This is a genomic window from Enterococcus sp. SMC-9, assembly GCF_021011285.1.
Lineage (GTDB): Bacteria > Bacillota > Bacilli > Lactobacillales > Enterococcaceae > Enterococcus_C > Enterococcus_C montenegrensis.
Genome location: NZ_JAILYE010000007.1, coordinates 121,011 through 142,794, shown reverse-complemented (window position 1 = coordinate 142,794; position 21,784 = coordinate 121,011). Strand labels below are relative to the sequence as shown.

At 38.4% G+C, this 21,784-nt stretch carries 24 protein-coding genes, 1 tRNA gene and 1 other annotated feature; of the genes, 4 read left to right on the top strand and 21 right to left on the bottom strand.

The features are described from left to right. Window positions 1-4: 4 nt before the first annotated feature. The 4 genes from K4422_RS12190 to K4422_RS12175 form a co-directional block, all read right to left on the bottom strand. Entirely contained in the window at window positions 5-649 is a 645-nt protein-coding gene (locus tag K4422_RS12190) for a class I SAM-dependent methyltransferase (protein WP_230711283.1), read from the bottom strand. Continuing rightward, window positions 650-1,795, bottom strand: coding sequence for a cystathionine gamma-synthase (locus tag K4422_RS12185; protein WP_230711282.1), 1,146 nt, complete (start codon window positions 1,793-1,795; stop codon window positions 650-652). A gap of 50 nt (window positions 1,796-1,845) precedes the next feature. Then, window positions 1,846-2,775 carry a PLP-dependent cysteine synthase family protein gene (locus K4422_RS12180; RefSeq protein ID WP_230711281.1) on the bottom strand — a complete coding sequence of 310 codons (930 nt, stop codon included), beginning with the start codon at window positions 2,773-2,775 and terminating at the stop codon, window positions 1,846-1,848. Window positions 2,776-3,084: 309 nt separating this feature from the next. Next, the gene (locus K4422_RS12175; RefSeq protein WP_206903611.1) at window positions 3,085-3,735 is read right to left on the bottom strand and encodes a hypothetical protein; all 651 of its coding nucleotides are present in this window, start codon (window positions 3,733-3,735) and stop codon (window positions 3,085-3,087) included. Between the two features lie 149 nt (window positions 3,736-3,884). Here K4422_RS12175 and K4422_RS12170 point away from each other — a divergent pair. Continuing rightward, window positions 3,885-3,958: transfer RNA gene (locus K4422_RS12170), tRNA-Pro, on the top strand. A 162-nt stretch (window positions 3,959-4,120) separates the two neighbouring features. Here the strand turns inward: K4422_RS12170 and K4422_RS12165 are convergent. Then, window positions 4,121-5,116 carry an LPXTG cell wall anchor domain-containing protein gene (locus tag K4422_RS12165; RefSeq protein ID WP_230711280.1) on the bottom strand — a complete coding sequence of 332 codons (996 nt, stop codon included), beginning with the start codon at window positions 5,114-5,116 and terminating at the stop codon, window positions 4,121-4,123. Window positions 5,117-5,284: 168 nt separating this feature from the next. On the opposite strand from K4422_RS12165, the gene K4422_RS12160 reads away from it, so the two are divergent. After that, the gene (locus K4422_RS12160; RefSeq protein ID WP_230711279.1) at window positions 5,285-5,890 is read left to right on the top strand and encodes a DUF1054 domain-containing protein; all 606 of its coding nucleotides are present in this window, start codon (window positions 5,285-5,287) and stop codon (window positions 5,888-5,890) included. 55 nt (window positions 5,891-5,945) lie between these two features. Here the strand turns inward: K4422_RS12160 and rplT are convergent, their stop codons facing one another. The 9 genes from rplT to K4422_RS12115 all read right to left on the bottom strand — a co-directional run bounded on the left by rplT (window position 5,946) and on the right by K4422_RS12115 (window position 12,372). Continuing rightward, window positions 5,946-6,305, bottom strand: a complete 360-nt coding sequence (gene rplT / locus K4422_RS12155) for a 50S ribosomal protein L20 (protein ID WP_173103647.1) — start codon at window positions 6,303-6,305, stop codon at window positions 5,946-5,948. Between the two features lie 62 nt (window positions 6,306-6,367). Next, entirely contained in the window at window positions 6,368-6,568 is a 201-nt protein-coding gene (gene rpmI / locus K4422_RS12150; protein ID WP_016173762.1) for a 50S ribosomal protein L35, read from the bottom strand. Window positions 6,569-6,620: 52 nt separating this feature from the next. Then, window positions 6,621-7,142: a translation initiation factor IF-3 gene (gene infC / locus K4422_RS12145; protein WP_016173761.1), complete on the bottom strand. Its 522-nt coding sequence runs from the start codon at window positions 7,140-7,142 to the stop codon at window positions 6,621-6,623. Window positions 7,143-7,167: 25 nt separating this feature from the next. Beyond that, window positions 7,168-7,293, bottom strand: a sequence feature (ribosomal protein L20 leader region). A gap of 229 nt (window positions 7,294-7,522) precedes the next feature. Further along, entirely contained in the window at window positions 7,523-7,732 is a 210-nt protein-coding gene (locus K4422_RS12140) for a hypothetical protein (protein ID WP_016173760.1), read from the bottom strand. Window positions 7,733-7,988: 256 nt separating this feature from the next. Continuing rightward, window positions 7,989-9,155: an iron-containing alcohol dehydrogenase gene (locus K4422_RS12135; RefSeq protein WP_230711278.1), complete on the bottom strand. Its 1,167-nt coding sequence runs from the start codon at window positions 9,153-9,155 to the stop codon at window positions 7,989-7,991. A 39-nt stretch (window positions 9,156-9,194) separates the two neighbouring features. Further along, window positions 9,195-9,791: a dihydroxyacetone kinase subunit DhaL gene (dhaL, locus tag K4422_RS12130; protein WP_230711277.1), complete on the bottom strand. Its 597-nt coding sequence runs from the start codon at window positions 9,789-9,791 to the stop codon at window positions 9,195-9,197. Between the two features lie 28 nt (window positions 9,792-9,819). Beyond that, complete coding sequence (gene dhaK, locus K4422_RS12125) at window positions 9,820-10,803, bottom strand: dihydroxyacetone kinase subunit DhaK (RefSeq protein WP_230711276.1); 984 nt, start codon at window positions 10,801-10,803, stop codon at window positions 9,820-9,822. Between the two features lie 4 nt (window positions 10,804-10,807). Beyond that, window positions 10,808-11,203 carry a dihydroxyacetone kinase phosphoryl donor subunit DhaM gene (gene dhaM, locus K4422_RS12120; protein ID WP_230711275.1) on the bottom strand — a complete coding sequence of 132 codons (396 nt, stop codon included), beginning with the start codon at window positions 11,201-11,203 and terminating at the stop codon, window positions 10,808-10,810. A 29-nt stretch (window positions 11,204-11,232) separates the two neighbouring features. Then, on the bottom strand, window positions 11,233-12,372 hold the full coding sequence (locus tag K4422_RS12115; protein WP_016173755.1) for a glycerol dehydrogenase: 1,140 nt from the start codon (window positions 12,370-12,372) through the stop codon (window positions 11,233-11,235). Window positions 12,373-12,604: 232 nt separating this feature from the next. On the opposite strand from K4422_RS12115, the gene K4422_RS12110 reads away from it, so the two are divergent. Further along, window positions 12,605-13,624, top strand: a complete 1,020-nt coding sequence (locus K4422_RS12110; protein WP_206903603.1) for a PocR ligand-binding domain-containing protein — start codon at window positions 12,605-12,607, stop codon at window positions 13,622-13,624. Between the two features lie 121 nt (window positions 13,625-13,745). Here K4422_RS12110 and K4422_RS12105 read toward each other — a convergent pair whose 3' ends face one another. Then, a complete protein-coding gene (locus K4422_RS12105; RefSeq protein ID WP_230711274.1) occupies window positions 13,746-14,687 on the bottom strand; it encodes an NADP-dependent oxidoreductase in 942 nt (313 codons plus the stop codon). Window positions 14,688-14,703: 16 nt separating this feature from the next. After that, entirely contained in the window at window positions 14,704-15,117 is a 414-nt protein-coding gene (locus K4422_RS12100; protein ID WP_230711273.1) for an Ohr family peroxiredoxin, read from the bottom strand. 109 nt (window positions 15,118-15,226) lie between these two features. On the opposite strand from K4422_RS12100, the gene K4422_RS12095 reads away from it, so the two are divergent. After that, window positions 15,227-15,646, top strand: coding sequence for a MarR family winged helix-turn-helix transcriptional regulator (locus tag K4422_RS12095; RefSeq protein ID WP_206903600.1), 420 nt, complete (start codon window positions 15,227-15,229; stop codon window positions 15,644-15,646). Window positions 15,647-15,992: 346 nt separating this feature from the next. Here the strand turns inward: K4422_RS12095 and leuD are convergent, their stop codons facing one another. From leuD to K4422_RS12070, 5 genes are all read right to left on the bottom strand, one after another. Beyond that, entirely contained in the window at window positions 15,993-16,583 is a 591-nt protein-coding gene (gene leuD, locus K4422_RS12090; RefSeq protein WP_230711272.1) for a 3-isopropylmalate dehydratase small subunit, read from the bottom strand. Then, the gene (leuC, locus tag K4422_RS12085; RefSeq protein WP_016173749.1) at window positions 16,583-17,968 is read right to left on the bottom strand and encodes a 3-isopropylmalate dehydratase large subunit; all 1,386 of its coding nucleotides are present in this window, start codon (window positions 17,966-17,968) and stop codon (window positions 16,583-16,585) included. Before leuC ends, leuD begins: the two co-directional genes overlap by 1 nt. A 55-nt stretch (window positions 17,969-18,023) precedes the next feature. After that, window positions 18,024-19,076, bottom strand: coding sequence for a 3-isopropylmalate dehydrogenase (gene leuB / locus K4422_RS12080; RefSeq protein WP_016173748.1), 1,053 nt, complete (start codon window positions 19,074-19,076; stop codon window positions 18,024-18,026). Window positions 19,077-19,096: 20 nt separating this feature from the next. Continuing rightward, window positions 19,097-20,623, bottom strand: a complete 1,527-nt coding sequence (locus K4422_RS12075; RefSeq protein WP_206903596.1) for a 2-isopropylmalate synthase — start codon at window positions 20,621-20,623, stop codon at window positions 19,097-19,099. Window positions 20,624-20,971: 348 nt separating this feature from the next. Continuing rightward, window positions 20,972-21,502: a ClbS/DfsB family four-helix bundle protein gene (locus K4422_RS12070; protein ID WP_230711271.1), complete on the bottom strand. Its 531-nt coding sequence runs from the start codon at window positions 21,500-21,502 to the stop codon at window positions 20,972-20,974. Window positions 21,503-21,784: the final 282 nt, after the last annotated feature.

Sequence of the window (21,784 nt, the reverse complement as noted above, 5' to 3'; positions counted from 1 at the left end):
TGCATTATTTTTTTACAGCTTCGGCAATCCAGGCAAAGGTGTTAATCTGCCAAAATTTTACCGCAAAACCAGCTTCATGGAAATAGTTTTCTAAATCTGGTAATAAAGGATAGTATTCTCGTTGCAAATCAGCAGCGAGTGTTAATTTTTCAGCCTCCACAGCTTCTGTAATTACATCATCAAAGCGGATTTGTGACACAAACATCGTATCACCAATAATGACTTTGCCACCTTTAGGTAAAAGTGTGGCGTATTTTTTTAGTGCTTGTTTTTTTTCTATGCCATTTAAATGATGGAAAACAAAATTCGCGGCGATTGTATCGATGTTATCATTTGGCACAGGAAAATTTTCCATATCGCCAGTCAAAAAATCCACCTTTTCAAGTTCAGGCTTACTTTGGGCCAGCGCTCGCATTTCAGCTGATGGCTCAATTGGGTAAACAATTTTACCAGCATTTAATAAACTAATAGTTAAATTACCCGTACCGCTGCCAAATTCTAACACAGTTTGCCCTGACTTTTCAGCAATCATGTGCAACATCTCATTATAGTTTGAAAAGACCTCAGCGTATTCACGATCGCCTCCTGCCACTGTATCATCATATGCGCCAGCCCACTCTTTAAAAATCGGCATAAACTCCAAACCCATTTACAATCCCACCTTTTCAAAGGCTAATTTTAAATCTGCCAATAAATCTCGTTGATCTTCTAAGCCCACTGATAAACGGACCAAGCCGTCTTTAATCCCTGCTTCTTCTCGTTTATCTTTGGGAATGGATGCATGGGTCATTACTGCAGGAACTTCGACCAAACTTTCAACACCACCTAAACTTTCACCAAGGGTAAATAAAGTTAAACTTTCTACCCATGTTGTCGTTTTTTCTTCTGCCAAAAGTTCAAAAGAAACCATGCCGGAAAAGCCCTGCATTTGTTTTTCTGCGATTTCAAAACCCGGATGTGTGCTAAGACCCGGGTAATAAACTTTAGCAACAGCCGGGTGATTTTGTAAAAATTCAGCTATTTTTAAAGCGTTACGCTGATGTTCTCGCATCCGCACGCCTAAAGTTTTTATTCCCCGTTGCATTAACCAACTGTCTTGGGGTCCTAGCACTGCTCCAATCGCATTTTGTAAAAAGCCGATTTTTTCTGCTAATTCATGACTATTCGTCGTCACTAAACCAGAAACGACGTCACTATGTCCTCCTAAATACTTCGTGCCACTATGCACCACAATGTCTGCCCCTAAGTTTAAAGGTTGTTGAAAATACGGTGTAGCAAATGTATTATCCACAATTGTCAAAAGATTATTGGCTTTGGCTAATGCCGCAGCGCCTTTTATATCTGTAATTTTCAAAAGTGGATTACTAGGAGATTCCAAGTAAAGGGCCTTCGTATTTGCTTGAACATTTTCGGCAATATTACTTAAATCACTCGTGTCAATTGTTGTATAGGTCAAGCCATTCTTCTCAAAAACTTGTGCCAGCAAACGAAACGTGCCGCCGTAAACATCATCTCCTAGTAAGATGTGATCTCCAGGGTTAAATAAAGATAAAACGGTGTGAATACCTGCTAAACCAGAAGCAAAGGCAAAACCTTTTACCCCACCTTCTAAATCGGCAATTAATTTCTCTAAGGCAAATCGAGTAGGATTTCCTGAGCGAGAATACTCATAACCCTTTGGTTTACCAACAGCATCTTGTTTGTAAGTAGATGTTTGATAAATTGGGACACTAACAGCTCCTGTAGCAGGGTCTGTACTAATACCCCCATGAATAAGTTTCGTATTGAGATGCATAAAATTTCCTCCTCAAAATTTCTTTTGATAAATTTTTACTGTTAATTCTTTTAATAATTTGTCCGACTGTAAATTTTTTTTGATAAATAGCGATCGCCTGCATCAGGAAAAATTGTGCCAATCACACTAGCAGCAGGCAATTTTTGGGCCACATTCACTGCCGCTGCTAAAGCCGCGCCACTGGAACTGCCAGCCAAAATACCAAAGGTTTGGGCTAATTTACGCGTATATGAAAATCCCAAGTCATCACTGATGGTTTCATAGCCCCTGATTGTTAAAGCTTCAAAAAATGGCGGGATAAATTCTACCCCAATGCCTTCAATTTCATGACGATGACTTTTTCCACCGTTTAAAATAGAGCCCACTGGTTCTACACCATACAACAAAATTTCAGGATATTTTTCTTGCAAGTAAGCGCCTGTTCCAGCAAAAGTGCCTCCTGAGCCGACTCCTGCTACAAAAGCCGTCAACCCACTTGGAAACTCGGCCGCAATTTCTGGGCCTAAGGTTTCATAGTAAGCTTGGGGATTTTCTTTATTTTCAAATTGCAACGGCAGAAAACTATTAGGAATTTCTGCTGCTAATTCCTTGGCTTTTTTTATTGCACCACTCATGCCAGCTGCTGTTGGCGTATGAACAATTTCAGCCCCCAATGCCTGCATTAACGCTTGTTTTTCCAAACTAAATTTTTCTGGTACTACAAAAATGGTTTGAATATTATACGGTTGCGCCGCTAGCGCTAACCCAATTCCGGTGTTACCTGCTGTCGGCTCAATCAACGTCCCCCCTACTTGCAGTTCTCCTTTTCGTAGCGCTTTTTGAATTAGAAATTGCCCCAAGCGATCTTTGATACTGCCGCCAGGGTTTAAAAACTCCAATTTTGCAAAAATTTCTGTCCCCAAAGGCAACGGCAATTGTTTACTGGTAAACCGTATCATTGGCGTGTTGCCGATCAATTCATCAATCTGATTTACTATCATGTTTTTACTCCTTATTTTGACGTTGAAAACAAAAAAAGAGGTACTGACTATTAATCAGTACCTCGAAAAGTCTAAAAATATTTGCAAATATACTCTGGTGCACGCAGAATTATTTACGACAAATTTTAGAAACTAGGTCTATTAATAGGCATGACAAAATGGTATGCTGCAATTTTTTGCACCATACAACAACAATCTGCAACTAAAACAGTTCGCTGTGCCATGTCCGCCTGACCCCTTTTCTTAAAATTTGATACAAATCTACCATCCACAACATTTGCTGTCAATAAGTAAATTATTAAATAACAATCAAAACAACATTTGAACAAAGCGCCATAAATAACGCAGTAATCGATATAAAATAAATAAGAAAAACAGATTTCCTAAAATGAAATTCACACCATTACCAGCTGTAGCCTTCAAATTACTCCAAGTAAAACGTCGTAAAAACCGAGGCACGTTACTGTAACCATTGCGTTTTAACCGAAACTTCTCTTCATAAGTCAGCTCCAACATATCATAATAGTAAAGCTCCAAAGGCTGCAGTGTAAAAAAGTTTTTCGCAAATCCGACTAACAAAGTATATTGCTTATTACTAGCAGGTAAGTTACGCGCCCCTTTTTTATTAATCGCAACGATTAATTGCTTATCTTTTTTGACATTATACGTATATTCCGCTTCTTCAATTTGAATAATTTCAGCTGTCGGATTATTTTGTGCTAAAAAGTCAGCATAAACTTTGGGAAATTCCTGCAGCTTTTGTAGCAGTAGAAAAGTTACCCCTAAAAGTATGACGACAATAACACCATTTACAAGTAAATGATCTTTAAAAATAAGACTGTAAATAACAATAATCAAAAGTGCTAAAAGTGATAATACAATCCGCTTCATAAAAAACTTGCGATACATCAATGCAATGGTGCGCTCGTAATATGCAAAATCTTGATTGGCAAAATCCATAAAAACCTCCTTAGTCCCTTTAGAAAAGATGACTTTTAATTAGTATAACTGATGACTTGCACTCTGTCATGATGCTAAGTCGTTTTACGAAACACTTGACCTTTTCTTTTGCAAAAATTATCTTTTAGCAGTAACGTAGTAATCGTTGACGGGAAATAGCTCAGCTTGGTAGAGCACTTGCTTCGGGAGTAAGGGGTCGCAGGTTCAAATCCTGTTTTCCCGATTCTATTTTTTTAATTCATCCATTTACTCTGACTACTTTAGTTATCAAAATCATGTCCGTAGTTATAAATTAAATAATCACTCAAAAAAAATATCCTTGTGAATGTAAACTGTTTTTACCAGTTTTTTCCCAAGGATATTTTATTTTCTAGCTATAAAGTGTCTATTTCTTTTTGCGACGGTAAAAAATGAAAGTAACGCTAATAATTACCAATATCCCTATAACTGAAACATAAAACATCGGATTGTCTCCCATTTTTGGTAAAATTCCAGTTTGTTCTTTTTTATTATCTTCTTTTTTAGTTACAGAAGATTCCGTTGTCGTCTCATTAGTAGCAGAGGTTGTTTCTGTGGTCGCATTCGTCGTCACAGGCTTCACCAATTCATTGCGAGCTTGCGGGATTCCTTCAGAGGCATAGCGGGCAACCCAAGCAATAATGCCGGGGAAAAATCGCCCTTCTTCTGCCAACATTTTTTCTTGTAGTGGTGTTATAAAATTTAAAATCGCAAGCAGTTCATCATGGCTTAACTGCCGAATTGAAATAAAGCTACTATTGGCTGGATAAACAGTTTGCAGGTAATTTTCTAATGCATCGACTTGGTTTTTCAACTCCGACAAAGATAAACCGGTCGCATCAAAACTTAAAGCTGCAAGTGCTGATGACACAGCAATTGTTTTATCTTGATACAAGGCTGTTAATAGACGTACATACGCGCCTAAATCCATACCATAAAAATCTTGATTTATGCGGGTAAATAATTGCAACGCTTCGTCTAACTGTTCATCTGTATAGTTTGCCAACTCTTCTGGCGTAATAGCATATTGCCCACTTGCTAAGGCTTTGCGAATTTCAACTACATTTTGATTAACGGTTTCACTAGCTTCAACAGCTTTAATTCCCGTCTGTTCTTCAATACCATTTTTGATTGCTTCCCCCACTTCAACAGCTGTGGTTGTCGTATCTGTTGTCTTTTCACTTGTCGTCTCTAAAGATGTTGTCGTTTGCGTCGTACTCATCTGCTCAGCCGTTGTGGTGGTTAGTGTTTCTTCACTTTCATTCACATTTGCAGCCGTATTTTCCTCAGCGGCATACGCACTTGGAACTGTTAATAGTGCCATGAAAGCCAAAATCCCCAATACTTTTTTCACTTTGATCACACTTCTTCACTTTTATTTTTTACAAAAACATTTCTTTTGTAACACAATTGTAACATTAACTTAAAAAAATAAAAGACTTTTTGTGAAAAAAATTTTGAATTGTTATTTTTTATCTGGAAAAGAAAATATGCTATCTTTAAATTAACACTAACTAAAGGGAGTTATGAAATGTTTAATGAAAAAAGCTTTACCGTTTTTACTATACCAGGTTTAGAAGCACGAATGGCTGCTATTCGTAGCGAGATTCAGCCAGTTTTTACAGCAATTGGTAACCCAACTTGCGAAATGCTAGCACAACACTTTAAACATCCTTTTTATCTGCATATTGCCCAACACCGCCGTAGAACTGTTCACCCGCCCGAAAATACTTGGGCCGCTATGAGCGAAGGTAAACGCGGCTACAAAATGAGTGCTCACTTTCAAATCGGTATTTGGCCAGAATATGTTTTCATGTGGCTCTCCATTATCGATCAACCAAAAAGACAAAAAGAAATGGCCGCTATACTGTTAAAAAACACTGCTATATTTGATAGGCTACCAGCAGATACCGTTATGAGTTTGGATCATACCAAAGAAAAAACAGTCCCATTAACGCAAGCAAATTTAGAACATGCCTTACTGCGACTGAGCACCGTTAAAAAAGCTGAATTCCAAATTGGACGAATTATTAAAAATAAAGATGAATTATGGCATCATCCTGCTAAAGCCGCACAATATATTGAAGAAACTTACAAAGAGCTACTGCCTTTATACGCCTTACTTCAGGACGTGTAAATCGTAAAAAAATCCCTCACGAAATTCGTGAGGGATTTGCAGTAGTTAAATATAATTATTTAGCCAATGCATCTTTCGCTTGGTCAGCTAGTGCAGTGAAAGCTGCTGCGTCATTGACTGCAAGATCAGCCAACATTTTGCGGTTGATGTCGATTTCAGCCAATTTCAAGCCATGCATTAATTTTGAGTAGCTCAAGTTGTTCATACGAGCCGCTGCGTTGATACGTGCAATCCACAATTTGCGGAAGTCGCGTTTTTTCTGACGACGATCGCGGTATGCGTAGTTGTATGAATTCATTACTTGTTCTTTTGCTGTTTTAAATAAAGTATGTTTGGAACCGTAGTAACCTTTAGCTAATTTAAGCACTTTTTTACGACGTTTACGAGTTACTGTTCCACCTTTAACACGTGCCATGTTTAATTCCTCCTAAAATAAATCTCGAATTTTTGAAATGGTAAAGCAAGGGTTCAATTAGCTTATTTCATACGAGCTAATTGTTGACGGATACGTTTGTAATCGCCAGCTGACACCATGCTTGCTTTACGCAATTGACGGCGTTGTTTTTTTGTTTTGCCGTGGAAACGGTGGCTTGTAAACGCGCGGAATCGTTTTAATCCGCCTTTACCGGTACGTTTTACGCGTTTTGCTAAACCGCGGTGTGTTTTTTGTTTTGGCATAACTAATTTCCTCCTCAAAATCAATTCTTCATGAACTTTGACTGACTGACGCTTATTTCTCAGGTTTTGGTGCAACCACTAGAAACATGCTGCGTCCGTCCATCTTCGCTTTTTGCTCAACAACTGCGATATCCGCAACTTCTTCAGCTAAGCGATCAAGGACTTTCTGACCAATTTCTTTGTGGGTAATGGCACGACCTCTAAAACGGATCGAAGCTTTCACTTTGTCTCCTTTTTCTAGGAACTTACGTGCATTACGCAGTTTTGTATTGAAATCATTGACATCAATTGTCGGACTTAAACGAACTTCTTTAATGTTGATCACTTTTTGTTTCTTACGAGCTTCACGATCTTTTTTCTGTTGTTCAAAACGATATTTCCCGTAATCCATGATCCGCGCTACTGGTGGTTTCGCACCGGGAGCTACTAAAACGACATCAAGATTGGCTTGTTCTGCAATACTCAATGCTTCTGCTTTAGTTTTAACACCTAATTGTTCACCGTTTTGGTCGATCAAACGCAACTCACGTGCACGAATGCCGTCGTTTACCATCATATCCTTTGCTATGGTCATTCACCTCCAAGTTTTTTGAAGAGAGAAAGCAATAAAAAAACGAGTTCGAATTCGAACCCGCGCGCAAAATCAGCTTGTAAACAAGCGATCTAACTATTCTGCCCAGCAATATCTTCACTAAGGCGAGAAGCGGGTGCTTCTGCTTTCATTTCTCAACTCGTATAATATACTATATCCAAAATTCTTTGTCAACAAGAAAGAAACTTGACTAACTTTTTTATAAATTTCTGTTACCAAGCAAAAAAAAGCCATTTTCTTTTGCAGCAATTCCAAAAGTCAGATTAAAAATCTAACTTTTTAGAAGTACTACATTTCAAGAAACTGGCTTTTATTTGAGACTGTATTATCTTTTACGATTTTACACCTATACTTTTAATTGCCTAAAAGGTCTGGTTGGGGCCACGAAAATTGGCGCCAGGTAACGGGGTCTCTTCTAACACCTTTTCAAGGCCTTTGCTTTCTTTTTCATCTTTTTCTTCATTGTCATCATCCAGTTGCAATTCTTTTTCCATTTCGTCGATTTTTTCCATTGTCTTATCTTTTTTTGCTTCTTTAGCCAAGTCTGCTAATTGTTTTTCTTTCTCCTCCATTTTCACCACTCCTCTACTATTTAATTTTTCTTCAATGTAAGCGTATCATTTTTAGCACTAAAACTAAAATAGTCCGCTTAGTGCTCACATTTCTTATATTTCACTAAACTTTCTAAGCAAACAAAAAAAGCTGTGACAACAATTGTCACAGCTCTTTTTGTTGACAGTTTTTGTCAACAAACGACGCGTAGGAGTAGTTAAATAAAAAAGGTGCTATTATTTTAGACGGTTTTAATACCACCTGTTATCCCTTTAGTTAAGCATTATAGGCTGCTTCAAACAGTGAAACGATATCGGCTTTTGTCCCTTTACGGGGATTTGAAAAAGCATTCCCATCTTTCAAAGCATTTTCTGCCATTAAAGAAAAGTCAGCCGGATTTGCGCCTATGGATTTAATATTTGCAGGAATGCCGACATCTTCTGAAATACGTTCTAATGCTGCAATTCCCCGCTCAGCAGCTGCCATTTTTGACAAGCCTGCAATATTTTCACCTAAAAAAACAGCAATATCTACAAAACGTTCTGGACTAGCGATCATATTCCAACGTTCAACAGTAGGCATTAATACAGCACAACAAACACCATGAGGCGCATCGTATTGACCACCTAATTGATGCGCCATTGCGTGAACATACCCTAAATCAGCGTTGTTAAATGCCATACCCGCAAGTAACGAAGCATAGGCCATATTGGTACGTGCCTCTAAATCGTGACCATTTGCCACTGCACGTCGTAAATATTGCCCAATTAGCTTCATTCCTTGAATTGCTTGCGCGTCTGTAATCGGATTGTGATTTTCTGAAACGTAAGCCTCCACACAATGACACAATGCGTCCATGCCAGTTGCAGCGGTTAATTTTGTTGGAACATCTAACATTAGTAATGGATCATTAAAGGAAACTAGCGGTACATTACGCCATGAAACTACCACAAATTTCAAATGTGTCGCTTCATTTGTCAAGACTGCGTGCCGGGTAATTTCAGAAGCAGTACCTGCCGTCGTGTTAACTGCCATTAGTGGAGGTAATGGTTTATCTAGCGTTTCAATTCCTGCCAATTTTGTCACGTCAGTACCATTGGTCAAAACAATTCCAATCCCTTTGCCACAATCATGAGCAGAGCCACCGCCCACGGTTATAATGGCATCGCAGTTTTCAGATTGATACAATGCTGCCCCAGCCTTCACATTGCGAATTTTGGGATTAGGTTCTACTTCATCAAAAATTGCATAAGCCACACCAGCATCAGATAAACTTGCTTCTGTTTGTTTGACCGGACCATTTTCCATTTGACGCAAAAAACTATCTGTCACAATTAAGACTTTTTTCATATTTAATATTTTTGCTCGTTCGCCAATTTTTTTAATTACTCCTGGCCCAAAAAAATTGACACTGGGCATCATAAAATCAAAATTTGTTTTCATTTTTTTCCCTTCCTAAAATGTTATTTATTCGTTACGCTTTTAAAAATATGTTAAAAGAGTGGTAAATAACAAGGCACTTGAGGCTGCTCCAGGATCGATATGGCCTACTGCCCGCTCGCCTAAATAAGAAGCTCTGCCTTTTTTGGCCACTAGATCTTTTGTTGCTTCTTTAGCTGCTGTAATTTTTTCAACCGTTAAATTTTCTTCTTTTAACGCGGCTACCACTGGCGACCAGACATCGACCATCGTTTTATCGCCAACTTCAGCTTTTCCCCGTAATTGAATACCATTTAAGCCTTGTGCCATTAAATTTCCTAATTGGGCCTGACTGGTGATTTCTGTAATATTTTTCGTTTCTTTGGTTAAATTCATAAAAGCTGAGCCATAGAGGGGACCAGAAGCGCCCCCAACTTTTGAAATTAAGGCCATTGCCAATACTTTAAAGGTATCACTAATTGTCGCAGGTTTTTGTTGTGCCAAACTTTCTTCATAGGCCTTCATTCCGCGAGCCATATTATTTCCATGATCCCCGTCACCAATCGGGGTGTCTAGCTCACTTAAATAATCTTTTTTGGCTTTTATTTCAGCTGCAAAATCTGCCAACCATGCTTGCAATTCTTTTACGGTTATTTCCATTGTTTTTTTGTCCTTTCTTTGCCAACTTTTACCAAGAAATTGTGTCTACTTGACTGTTTAGCGCACTTAACCAAGTTTTCTCGCTCAAATTAATCAAGGTTAAAGAAAGTCCTTCCATGTCAATGGAAGTCATATAATTGCCAACTTTGTGAAAAGTAACTGCAATACCTTGACTGCTTAATTCATTTAAGACATCATTCATGAAGACAAATTGTTCCATTAGCGGTGTTGCGCCCATACCATTCACCAACACCCCAACTTCAACAGGTTTTTGTTCATATTGTGCCAAAATTTTACCAACTAATTCTTGGGCCATCTCTTTTGAAGTCTGCATCTTTTCCCGACGGTAGCCGGGTTCACCATGGATACCAACACCAAATTCAATTTCATCTTCTGCTAGAGTAAAGCCAGGTTTTCCAACTTCCGGTACGGTTGCCGCAGCTAAGGCCACCCCAATGGTTTTAATTTCAGCGACAACTTTTTCCCCCAGCGTTTTTAATTCGCTTAAACTTAGACCACTTCTGGCTGCATCACCCAAAATTTTGTGCACTAAAATAGTTCCTGCTACGCCACGTTTTCCGGCTGTATACGTACTATTTTCAACTGCGACATCATCATCAACTACGACCATCTCCACTGGAATTTCATTTAACGCTGCCATATCCTTCGCCATTTCAAAATTTAAAATATCGCCGGTGTAATTTTTTACAATTAATAAAACACCTGCGCCGTAATCTACTTCATTTATAGCGATTTCAATTTGATCAGGGGTTGGAGAAGTAAAGACATCGCCTAAAACGGCCGCACTTAACATCCCTTCCCCTACAAAGCCAGCATGGGCTGGCTCGTGACCACTTCCACCACCAGATACTAGACCAACTTGTTTTTTGGTTTCATTTTTTGCCACAACACGCGAGTCAGCCACTTGGTGAATTGATTCGGGATAGCTTTTGACTAAACCTTGCAACATTTCATCCACAATCATACCCGGTTCATTAATAATCTTCTTCATCTTTTTACCATCCTTTTTTGCCTGCTTGTTTGGCTTCTGTCATGATTTGTTCAACATCATCTGTAATGCCGGCAGTAATTGCTGCTGCAAAGGCACCTTCAACTAAGGGAGCGTCCACTAAGCGATATTTTTTCTGGTCATTTTCAGCTAACAAATCAAAGGCCAATTCAGCGCTTAATACCGCACTGCCTAAATCGGCAAAAACAAGGTAGACGGCGGCATCTTGTGATGCTTCTACGGCAGCCATAATTTTGGTTGGATCACTGCCCAATTGCCCTTCAGCTGTGCCGCCTAAAGAAAAGATAGCTACTTCTTCTTTTTGAGCCATTTGTTCCACCATAGTTTTAATACCGTCCGTAATTTCTTTACTATGGGAAACTAAAAAGATACTTTTTTTCATGGATAACCTACTCCTTCGTCAATAAAAATCTACGCTAAGTCGTGTCGCTCTTTATAATTTTGACCAATTTTATCTGCGACAATTAACGCATTGGCCACTTCTTCTACCACAATTGGAAACGGCATTGAATGAATGGACTCTTCTGGAATACAAGCAATTTCAGCAACTGCCATGGCTTCATCAAAGGAAATCGTTTCAACTCCCAAATCAGCCAATGTTAATGGCAAACCAACAGAAGCACTAAAATCCATGACTGCTTCTAATTCTTCTTTGTTCGCATCTTCTAAGACCAATTGAACAATTGTTGCAAAAGCCACTTTTTCACCGTGCAAGTAGCCGTGGGCACCTGGTAAAACCGTCATCCCATTATGAATGGCGTGTGCTGCTGCTAAACCACCGCTTTCAAAACCAAGTCCTGAAAGCAAGATGTTGGTTTCAACGATTTTATTTAAAGCTTCTGTTACTAAATTACTATCCGCTGCAATTTTGGCTTTTAAACCATCTTCTTGCAAATGAGTCCAGCATAATTTAGCCATCGCTAAAGCCGCATACGTTCCAGACGCATTAGGTGTTAAACCTTCTCTTGAGCCCATTGGTAAGCTCGCATTTACCCGTGAATAAGAGTTATGCGTGGCTCTTGCTTCAAAATAAGTGGACAAAGCATCTCCCATACCAGCAACTAAAAAACGGGTTGGTGCTTTGGCGATGACAGTTGTATCTACCAAAACGACACTTGGACTTTGTTTAAAGTATGCATAATCATCAAAAGAACCATCCTCATGGTATAAAACAGCAGAATGTGAAGTTGGTGCATCCGTTGCCGCGATTGTTGGTACAATAATTAAATGTTCGCCTTCTGCGACTACTTTTGAAGCATCAATAGCCTTACCACCACCTAAACCAACGATGGCATCAGTATGATTTTCTTTTGCTACAGCTTGCAAGCGTTTGGTTTCTGCGCGAGTAACTTCACCATTAAAACCACCTTCAATAAAGGTGATATTAAATTTTTTGGCAGTCGCATCTAATTGCGGTTTCACGCGTTTGACATCTTCTGGATTTGCGATTAGTAAAGCTGATTTGCCAAACGTTTGAACAAAATAACCTAAATTTAGTAATTCATTTTCTCCTTGGACATACTTTGTTGGTAAGATTAATGCTTTTCTCATAGTAAATTCCTCCTCATTTGTGGTGGGTCGATTTTTTATAAATCGAAAATTAAAGATAGTAAAAATTAACTATCTCTTTTTCTCTACGCCACAATAATAACCGCTTCCATTACAATTAACACGACACTTTGATAGCGCTTTCTTATAAATTTAGATAGAACTTTTTTGTGAAATAGCAATTATTTGTCATTAAACCAAAAAGTTCTATAATAAAACTACGGAGGGCCCAATTATGAGTACCCATTTTGAAATTGAAAAAGTTTTGGATTTAGAAAAATGGGAGCGCCTACAAGAAAGTATTGCTGTCGCTACCCACTTAGCAATTATTTTAGTTGATTACAAAGGCAAACCCATTACAAAGCACAGCCAAGTGAAACCCTTTTGTAACTTAGCCCGTCACCACCCACAATTAGCACAATTTTGTGAAAAATGTGATGCCCGCGGCGGTTTAGAAGCTGTGCGCACCGGTGAACCTTTCATTTACCGCTGTCATTTTAATATTGTTGATTTAGCCATTCCTATTCTGGTGGACAATAATTACGTCGGTGCTATTATGGCAGGGGAAATTTTATTAGACGAACAACAAGAAGAATTAGAACAGATTTTAAACTTGGATACCCGCGCTGATGTCGCCGCCTTTAAAGCTGAACATCAGGATTTAATTAACGCCTATCCGCGTTTTAGTATGGCCGATTTAAATCATGCAGCCAATATGTTAGAACAATTAAGTGAATATATTGTCACCGAAGCCATCAAAAAAGATTACTTAATCAAAGCCTATCAACAAACACTTCGTCTAACAAAGCGCACTACAAATTTAGCTGTCATAAAAGATGAAGAACCGGTTGATTTGACCTTTATTCAAGAGGATATTCGCCAATCAGTCTTAGAAAAACGCTTAAATACCACCAGTGGCATTTATCAAGCTAAAAACAAAATTTTGCAACCAGCTGTCGATGCCGTCTTCGCTAATAAAAGCAATCATGTGGATCTGCCAACACTAGCACAGTTGGTGAATTTGAGCCCTAGTTATTTAAGCCGTCTTTTGAAAGAAGAATTTGGTGAGCCTTTTAGCCAGATTTACAGTAAGCTAAAAATCTATTGGGCCGAAGAGTTGTTAAAAGATACTGATTTATCAATCAGCGATGTTAGTGAAGAACTCGGCTACCTGGAGCCTAGCTATTTTATCCGCTCTTTTAAAAAAATTAAGGGACAAACGCCTTTAAAATGGCGCCAACAAAATCGCCCCTAAGCCTCAAGCTACGCGTAGAAAAAGTTTAAACAACACAAAAAATACAGCGAAAATTATCCCTATAATTTCTGCTGTATTTTTTGTGTTGTTTAAAGCTGTACTTTTATTTATCTATATTTTTTTAATTATTGGTTAAAACAATTTTGCCCACCGCATGATGGGTAGCACTTAATTCATGGGCTGATTTCACCCCTGCAGCCGTTAGCGGAAATTGCGCACCAATAACACTTTCTAACTGACCTGCCTGCATCCTATTGGCTAATTGCGCTAACTCTTTACCATTTGGTTCTAACCAAATAGCCTGTGCAAAAATATTTTTAGCTGTCATTAAATTCGGATTACTGATACCTAAGACTGTGACTAAGCGACCACCATTTTTGAGCACTTGGACACTGTCTTCTTGAATTTTTCCTCCCATTGTATCTAATACCAAATCTAAATCAGAAAAAGCTTCCGCAAAATTTTCTTCATGATAATCAATTACTTTGTCTGCGCCAAGGCGATAAAGCAGTTCATGATTTTTTTTGCTAGCAGTTGTAAATACCTCAGCTCCTTGTGCTTTTGCTAATTGAATTGCATAAGTTCCGACACCACCGGCACCAGCATGAATCAAAACCTTTTCACCTTTTTGCAAATGACCATGATTGAATAATCCTTGATAAGCTGTCAAAGCCGCCAGAGGTGTGGCAGCAGCAGCTTCAAAGGAAATATTAGCGGGTATTTTAGCCAAAAGATTTGTATCCACAATCGCATAATCGGCATAAGTTCCAAAACGCGTAGTCGCCGGTCGAGCAAAAACACGATCACCGATTTGCCAGTCTGTGACATTTTCACCAACTGCGCTAATTATTCCAGCTACATCCCAGCCAAGAATAATGGGAAATTCCCAATCAAACATCTGTTGCAAATAACCTTCCCGCAATTTCCAATCAATTGGATTAATTGAGGTCGCTTGAACTTGAACTAAAACTTGATCTTCTTTTAAAGCGGGCAGCTTCACATTTTCTTCTTGTAAACCTTCACTACCACCATACTGATTAATGACAATTGCACGAGTTTCCATTCTTTTACCCCCTTACTTAATAAGCATTAATAGTTACTGCGATATTTCCTTTGGTAGCACGAGAATACGGGCAAACTTTGTGCGCTTCTTGCAATAATTCCATTGTTTCTTCATTCGTCGCACCATCGATATGTCCGGCAATCTCAACTCCTAATTGCACGTCAGGTAATTCCGATTGACTCAAATTATATAAAGAAACGGTTACTTCAATCGTAGATTCACCGGTAAAGCCCGCTTGTTCTTTAATATAAGAAAGTGCACTGTTAAAACAAGCACTGTAACCTGCCGCAAAAAGTTGTTCGGGATTTGTTGCGCCTTTTTCTTTGCTGCCAGGAGGCAAAATATTCATGGTAAAAGCGTGATCAGGTGAGTGAACTTCTCCTGTACGACCACCGGTATTAATCATCCTAGTTGCATAAACTTTTTTCATGTCAATTCCTTCTTTCTTATTTACAAATTAAATTGTATACAATTTAATTGTGTTTGACAAAAATTTAGATTCTGCTTAGACTAAAAGAAATTAAAAGGACGTGAAAAAATTGGCGGAAGATTTTTTAACAAAAGAATTATGTTTTCAACTGTATGTTGCCTCAAAAGAAATAATTCGGTTATATAAACCTTTTCTAGCAGAATTGGATTTGACTTATACAAGTTTTATCGCTTTATTGGCGATTGAAGAGGATATGAGTGTAAAATGTTTAGGTGAAAAATTATTCCTAGATTCGGGCACTTTAAGCCCACTTTTAAAAAAAATGGAGAATCAAGGACTACTAAATCGTAGCCGTTCTCCTGAAGATGAGCGAATTCTAAAAATTGATTTAACCCAAAAAGGGCGAGAAATTAAATCCCAATTACCTAATATTTCAAAAAAAGTTTATCAAAATATTAAAAGTCGCAATCCCGAAATTGACTACCATCAACTCATGCACTTTTTAAATCAACTAAACTTGGCTTTTTAAAGTAGAGAAGTTTTTAAAACTCGTTTTGCTTTTAAACAATAAGACAGAATTTCAATAATTGCTTTTCAATTTTCTTGAAAGTTTGGCTTAATATCGCAGAAAGTTGCTTCAAAAAGCAAGCCAGCTTGAAAAGCTTAAGGAACCTTTTTGTCCCAAGCTATATAACAAAATTTGCTAGCATGGCTTTTTATTTTTGAAAATTTTTGCTTATGGCCGTAGTGATTCATAAAGTGAGACAAAAAAAGCCGTCTGTAAATGTACCTGTAGATGAAATCACTAAAAAATTAAGCTCTTACTTTAATTTTTTAGTGATTTCATCCCAGAGACTGACAGAAAGCTTTTTCATTTAACGCCAATAGATGGGTACACCTTCATTTTCATATTGGCTAATCAATTCTTCTGCTTGCAAGGTAATCCCAATTTCATCTAAGCCATTCACCAATTTATTTTTCCACGTTTCATCAATAGCAAATGAAAATGTGTCCTCTTTTGTTTTGACAACTTGGTTTGGTAAATCGATCGTAATTTTAGCGGTCGGTGATACAGCTGCTAATTTTTCTCGTGCTACTTTGTCTAAAGCAATCGGCAACAGGCCATTTTTAGTCGCATTCATATAAAAAATGTCACTAAAACTGCCAGCAATAACTGCTTTAAAGCCATAATCCATTAAAGCCCAGGCCGCGTGTTCTCGCGAAGAACCAGAACCAAAATTATCGCCTGAAACTAAAATCGTAGCCTTTTGATACTCTGGAAAGTTTAACACAAATTCAGGATTGGGCCTGTGATCTGACAAATAGCGCCAATCATCAAAAAGAAATTCACCAAAACCTTTTTTATCTACACGTTTCAAATACGTTTTTGGAATAATTTGGTCGGTATCCACGTTATCATTCATAAAAGGAACAGTCATTCCCGTATAGACTTTAAATGCCTCCATTAACATGCAGCTCCCTTCACGATTTTTCGTACATCGACAAAAGTTCCATTTAGCGCAGCGGCAGCAGCCATAGCCGGACTACATAGATGCGTGCGGGAATTTTTCCCTTGACGGCCCACAAAGTTGCGATTAGAAGTAGAGGCACAGTGGACAAACTCAGGAACTTTATCTGGATTCATCCCCAAACACATGGAACATCCGGGTTCTCGCCATTCAAATCCTGCAGCCTTGAAAACTTCATCTAGTCCTAACTTTTCAGCGGCCTTTTTTACTGGTCGTGAACCTGGTACAACAATGCCTGTGACACCGACTTTAATTTTTTTGCCTGCAATAATTTTAGCGGCTTCTTGTAAATCTGAAAGTCGGCCGTTAGTACAAGAACCAATAAAAACATATTCAATTGGAATATCATTGGGTGTTTGACCAGGCTTTAAATCCATATATTCATAAGCTAATGCATCATTATGATCTTTGATTGCAGGAAAGTTCTCTTCAAAAGAAACCCCCATCTCCGGATTGGTCCCCCAGGTAATATAAGGTGCTAAATTTTTGGCATCCAATTCTAATAACGTATCAAATTGGGCATCTTCATCTGTATAAAGCGTCTGCCAATCGGCTATAGCTGCGTCCATATTTCTAGGTGCATATTTACGTTTTGCAACATAATCAAATGTCTTTTGATCCGGGGCCATCATCCCCATTTTAGCACCACCTTCAATTGCCATATTACAAATAGTCATCCGCTCTTCCATTGATAAATTCGTAATTGTATCTCCGAAAAACTCCGCCGCATAGCCAACACCAAAATCCGTACCATATTTAGCAATCAAAGCTAAAATAATATCTTTAGCATAAACTCCTGGTTGTAATTTCCCTGTTACTTTGATACCCATGCGTTTTGGTTTTTTCTGCCAAATTGTTTGCGTTGCAAAAACATGTTCCACCTCACTTGTGCCAATCCCAAAGGCAATTGCGCCAAAAGCACCATGAGTAGCCGTGTGGGAATCGCCACAAACAATGACTTTACCTGGTTGTGTCAACCCCATCTCTGGTCCTACCATGTGAACAATTCCTTGATTTTCTGAACCATTATCACAAAGCTCAATCCCAAATTCCTGACAATTTTGGCGTAAAGTATCGATTTGCTTTTTTGCAATCAAGTCCGTGATATTATGAATATCCACCGTTGGGACATTATGATCCATCGTGGCAAAAACTCGCTTGGGACAGCGAACTTTACGCTTAGCTTGTCGCAAGCCCTCAAAAGCTTGCGGTGAAGTAACTTCATGGATCAGCTGCAGATCTACATATAATAATTGGGCGCCTCCTGCTTCTCCTTTAATGACGTGACGTTCCCAAATCTTATCAAAAAGTGTTTTTCCCATCTTTTTACTCCCCTCTTATGCACATATGTTTTTCTTCCTTTAATCCATAAACTGTTTATGCTTGAATTTTATTTATGACAGCTGTTGTAAATTCCGTCGTCTTTGCACTACCGCCTAAATCAGCCGTAATAACACCTTCATCCATAACCGCAAAAACGGCTGTTTCAATTGCTTGCGCCATTTTTTCTTCACTAAAACTTTGTCGTAACATTAAAGCCGCTGATAAAATCATTGAAGCAGGATTGGCAATATTTTTTCCGGCAATATCTGGGGCTGAACCGTGAATGGGTTCATATAATGACACACCGTTTTCACTATGACTAGCACTTGGCAAAACACCTAATGTTCCCGGTAAAACAGAGGCTTCATCGCTTAAAATATCACCAAATAAATTTTCTGTGACAATCACATCAAATTCTGTAGGCTGTTGCACGATACGCATCGCACAGGAATCAACCAGCTGATGTTCCAATGTACAATCAGGGTATTGTTTGGCTACTTGCGTCACAACTTTGCGCCATAATTTACTTGTAGCCAATACATTGGCTTTATCCACCGACGTTACTTTTTTATTACGAGTTTGTGCAATTTGAAAAGCTTTATGGGCAATTCGCGCAATTTCTTTTTGCGTGTAACGGCAGGTATCAAAAGCTGCTTGTTCTTGTAACTCTCTTGGTTCACCAAAATAAATGCCACTGGTTAATTCCCTCACCACGATAAAATCTGTCCCTTTTACGATTGCTTCTTTAATGGGAGATAAGGGTAGCAGTGCATCTGGCACACTGATTGGTCGAATATTGGCAAAGAGATTTAACGCTTTTCGTAAAGCTAACAGTCCTTGTTCAGGCGTTTGTTCGGCTTTTTCCCAAGGTGAACCTGCAATACCACCAATAGCCCCTAATAAAATTGCATCCGCATTTTGACAGGCAACTAAGGTTTTTTGCGGCAATCCTTTACCACTGACTTCAATTCCAGCACCGCCAAAAGGTTGTTCATCAAATTGAAATTCCTGACCATACTTGGGTGCAGCTGCCTGCAACACAGCAATGGCACTATTCATAATTTCCGGTCCAATTCCATCCCCGGCTAAAACTGTAATTTTTTTCATCACGATTCCCCTCACCTTTATTATTTATCTTCTGAGAAAAGATTTTTTAGGTTACCACTGGCTTGAACATAGGCTTTTGCCGAAGCTTCTAAGACATCAAAATCAATGCCAATTCCGTTAATCCGTTTTTTTGTCTGGGGACATTCTAAAATCACCTGCACTTGTGCTTGCGCATCTTCGCCAGCAGTTAAAGCGGTGATTTCATAGCTGATCAAAACTGGCTGTTGTTCAAAAATCTGATCAATTGAATTGTAGATTGCTTGAATACTGCCAGAACCAATCGCAGAAGCCATTTTGATTTCTCCTTTTTTGTCACGAACCGAAACAATCGCGCCTTGATGACCATTAGAAACATACTGTAACTGCACACCAGCTAAGTGAAGACTTGTTTCTTCTTGGCGTACTTGATCGGCTACCAAAGCCAGGAGATCCGCGTCAGTAATTTGCTTTTTCTTATCTGCCAAATTTTTGAAACGTTTAAAAAGTGGTTTGACTTCTGCTTCTGCTAAGCTGTAGCCCAATTCCTCCATTTTGGTTACAAAAGCGTGACGGCCAGAAAGTTTTCCCAGTGGCAAGGAATTCGTATTCACACCCACTAATTGTGGCGTAATAATTTCATATGTTTCTGGATTTTTTAAAACACCGTCTTGATGAATTCCTGACTCGTGGGCATAGGCATTGCCGCCAATAATCGCCTTATTACGTGGAATAGAAATTCCTGAAAGACGGGCGATTAAATCACTGGTTCGTTTTGTTTCTTTGAGTTGAATTTTATTTTCACATTGATAGAAATCACGGCGAATATGCAGTGCTACGGCCACTTCCTCTAAAGCCGTATTTCCCGCGCGTTCACCAATGCCATTTATTGTACCCTCGATTCGATTGGCACCATTTTCAATTGCAGCCAATGCGTTGGCTGTGGCCATACCTAAATCATCGTGACAATGGGAAGAAAAAATAATTTCTTCTTCACTTTTGATATTTGCCAATAAATATTTGAACAAAGCACCATATTCATTCGGATTGGAATAACCGACTGTGTCGGGAATATTGATAATTGTGGCACCCGCATCAATTGCCGTTTGAACAGCTTTTAATAAAAATTCTTTGTTAGTACGAGTAGCATCTTCAGGTGAAAATTGAACCTTGGCGAATTTTTCTTTTGCATAACTCACATGTTCCCAAATCGCTGCTAAGACTTGATCTTCTGTCATTTTTAATTTGTATTGCATATGCACATCACTCGTTGCCAAAAAGACATGAATTTGAGGAAACTTAGCATGTTGCAACGCTTCATAAGCACGATCAATATCTTTTTTCTGGCACCGCGCTAAGCCAGCTACCGTCATAGTAGTTGCCGCTTTGGCAATTGCTGTTACAGCCTCAAAATCTCCCTCAGAAGCAATCGGAAAGCCCGCTTCAATTGTATCAATACCCCATTTTTCTAACTGTAAGGCAATCTGCACCTTTTCTTTCGTATTAAAATTAACACCGGGAGTTTGTTCGCCATCCCGTAGCGTTGTGTCAAAAAATTGAATCTCGCGCATGTAATTCCCTCCTTGATGCAGTAATTTGCAATGTGCAACAGCTTTTATCTCCAAAAAAATTTATAAAAAAAGCATTCCATTAAGGTTTTAACCGTTAATGCAATGCGAATAGGACTCTTAAATTACCAAAAGAGTCCTAGGCTATAATAATAAATTCATCATGAATGTCGAAGTTGTCATTTTCATCACCTGCTTGTTTGTTACAAATATCATAAAGCTTCGTGAAAATGATGTCAACAGTTTATTCTAAATTTTCTGAATATTCTTTTATATTTATTTTCAAAATTTGGTTAATCTTACGCATAAGATTAAAACATACTTGGGTAGACAGATTTTTTTACTACGGAGCTACAAACTCTTTTTGAATCGTTTGATTTTTTTCATTGCCCATTCATAGTGACTCGCTGTTGCAGAAACAAAATAGCTCCCTAAGGTACTTCCTCCCACCCACGGAAATACTCCTTTTTCAAATAATTCTTCATTAGAAAATGTCTTAGCCAAATCCATAACTTGGTAATGCGTTTTAGCTATAAGTTGCAACGCCTCTTCATAACTGGTATTTTGATGTTTTAAAAAAAATTCCTCATTCATTTTCCCATAAGTTTTCCAATTATAGCCAGCTTTTAAAAACTGCTTTGCTTTTCCTTTTTGATTGGCCGCTACCCAATCTAACAGCAGCTTGTGCCATTCATACAGATGCACGAAAACATCCCGTAAATTTTTATCCCGCTGCCAATGTGCTTGCTTTTCCTTTTCAACGTCAAAGGTGAAATTTTGCGTTAAACTTTCCTGTGGCAGTGTGTCTAATAATTCCATCATATTAAGATAAGTATCATTTCCTGCTTGAAGTAACGCTTCTTTTGTTTTTGGTCTTGCCATTTTAATCCTCCCTAAGTTTTTAATAATCAGCCTACCACTTAAATTAAATTGTCTACTATTTCATTATGCCGTTATCCCTATAGGAGGCGTCAAGTGAAAACTAATCCTACCACTTGAAATATTCTTTATCTCCAATATTTTCGCATTTAATAAAAAGAAGCCTGTCAGTTTTCATAACTACCAAATGCAAGTAGCACTATAACGACAAACTTTTTCCCAACAGCCTAAAATTTTTTAAGATTACAAAAAAACGCTAAGAACAGCGATAAAACTGCTCTTAAC

Excerpts from the sequence above, each read along its gene's own strand:
- K4422_RS12190 (WP_230711283.1), bottom strand. The coding sequence starts at position 649 with ATGGGTTTGGAGTTTATGCCGATTTTTAAAGAGTGGGCTGGCGCATAT.
- K4422_RS12185 (WP_230711282.1), bottom strand. The coding sequence starts at position 1,795 with ATGCATCTCAATACGAAACTTATTCATGGGGGTATTAGTACAGACCCT.
- K4422_RS12180 (WP_230711281.1), bottom strand. The coding sequence starts at position 2,775 with ATGATAGTAAATCAGATTGATGAATTGATCGGCAACACGCCAATGATA.
- K4422_RS12175 (WP_206903611.1), bottom strand. The coding sequence starts at position 3,735 with ATGGATTTTGCCAATCAAGATTTTGCATATTACGAGCGCACCATTGCA.
- K4422_RS12160 (WP_230711279.1), top strand. The coding sequence starts at position 5,285 with ATGTTTAATGAAAAAAGCTTTACCGTTTTTACTATACCAGGTTTAGAA.
- rplT (WP_173103647.1), bottom strand. The coding sequence starts at position 6,305 with ATGGCACGTGTTAAAGGTGGAACAGTAACTCGTAAACGTCGTAAAAAA.
- rpmI (WP_016173762.1), bottom strand. The coding sequence starts at position 6,568 with ATGCCAAAACAAAAAACACACCGCGGTTTAGCAAAACGCGTAAAACGT.
- infC (WP_016173761.1), bottom strand. The coding sequence starts at position 7,142 with ATGACCATAGCAAAGGATATGATGGTAAACGACGGCATTCGTGCACGT.
- K4422_RS12140 (WP_016173760.1), bottom strand. The coding sequence starts at position 7,732 with ATGGAGGAGAAAGAAAAACAATTAGCAGACTTGGCTAAAGAAGCAAAA.
- K4422_RS12135 (WP_230711278.1), bottom strand. The coding sequence starts at position 9,155 with ATGAAAACAAATTTTGATTTTATGATGCCCAGTGTCAATTTTTTTGGG.
- dhaL (WP_230711277.1), bottom strand. The coding sequence starts at position 9,791 with ATGGAAATAACCGTAAAAGAATTGCAAGCATGGTTGGCAGATTTTGCA.
- dhaK (WP_230711276.1), bottom strand. The coding sequence starts at position 10,803 with ATGAAGAAGATTATTAATGAACCGGGTATGATTGTGGATGAAATGTTG.
- dhaM (WP_230711275.1), bottom strand. The coding sequence starts at position 11,203 with ATGAAAAAAAGTATCTTTTTAGTTTCCCATAGTAAAGAAATTACGGAC.
- K4422_RS12115 (WP_016173755.1), bottom strand. The coding sequence starts at position 12,372 with ATGAGAAAAGCATTAATCTTACCAACAAAGTATGTCCAAGGAGAAAAT.
- K4422_RS12110 (WP_206903603.1), top strand. The coding sequence starts at position 12,605 with ATGAGTACCCATTTTGAAATTGAAAAAGTTTTGGATTTAGAAAAATGG.
- K4422_RS12105 (WP_230711274.1), bottom strand. The coding sequence starts at position 14,687 with ATGGAAACTCGTGCAATTGTCATTAATCAGTATGGTGGTAGTGAAGGT.
- K4422_RS12100 (WP_230711273.1), bottom strand. The coding sequence starts at position 15,117 with ATGAAAAAAGTTTATGCAACTAGGATGATTAATACCGGTGGTCGTACA.
- leuD (WP_230711272.1), bottom strand. The coding sequence starts at position 16,583 with ATGGAGGCATTTAAAGTCTATACGGGAATGACTGTTCCTTTTATGAAT.
- leuC (WP_016173749.1), bottom strand. The coding sequence starts at position 17,968 with ATGGGAAAAACACTTTTTGATAAGATTTGGGAACGTCACGTCATTAAA.
- leuB (WP_016173748.1), bottom strand. The coding sequence starts at position 19,076 with ATGAAAAAAATTACAGTTTTAGCCGGGGATGGAATTGGACCGGAAATT.
- K4422_RS12075 (WP_206903596.1), bottom strand. The coding sequence starts at position 20,623 with ATGCGCGAGATTCAATTTTTTGACACAACGCTACGGGATGGCGAACAA.
- K4422_RS12070 (WP_230711271.1), bottom strand. The coding sequence starts at position 21,502 with ATGGCAAGACCAAAAACAAAAGAAGCGTTACTTCAAGCAGGAAATGAT.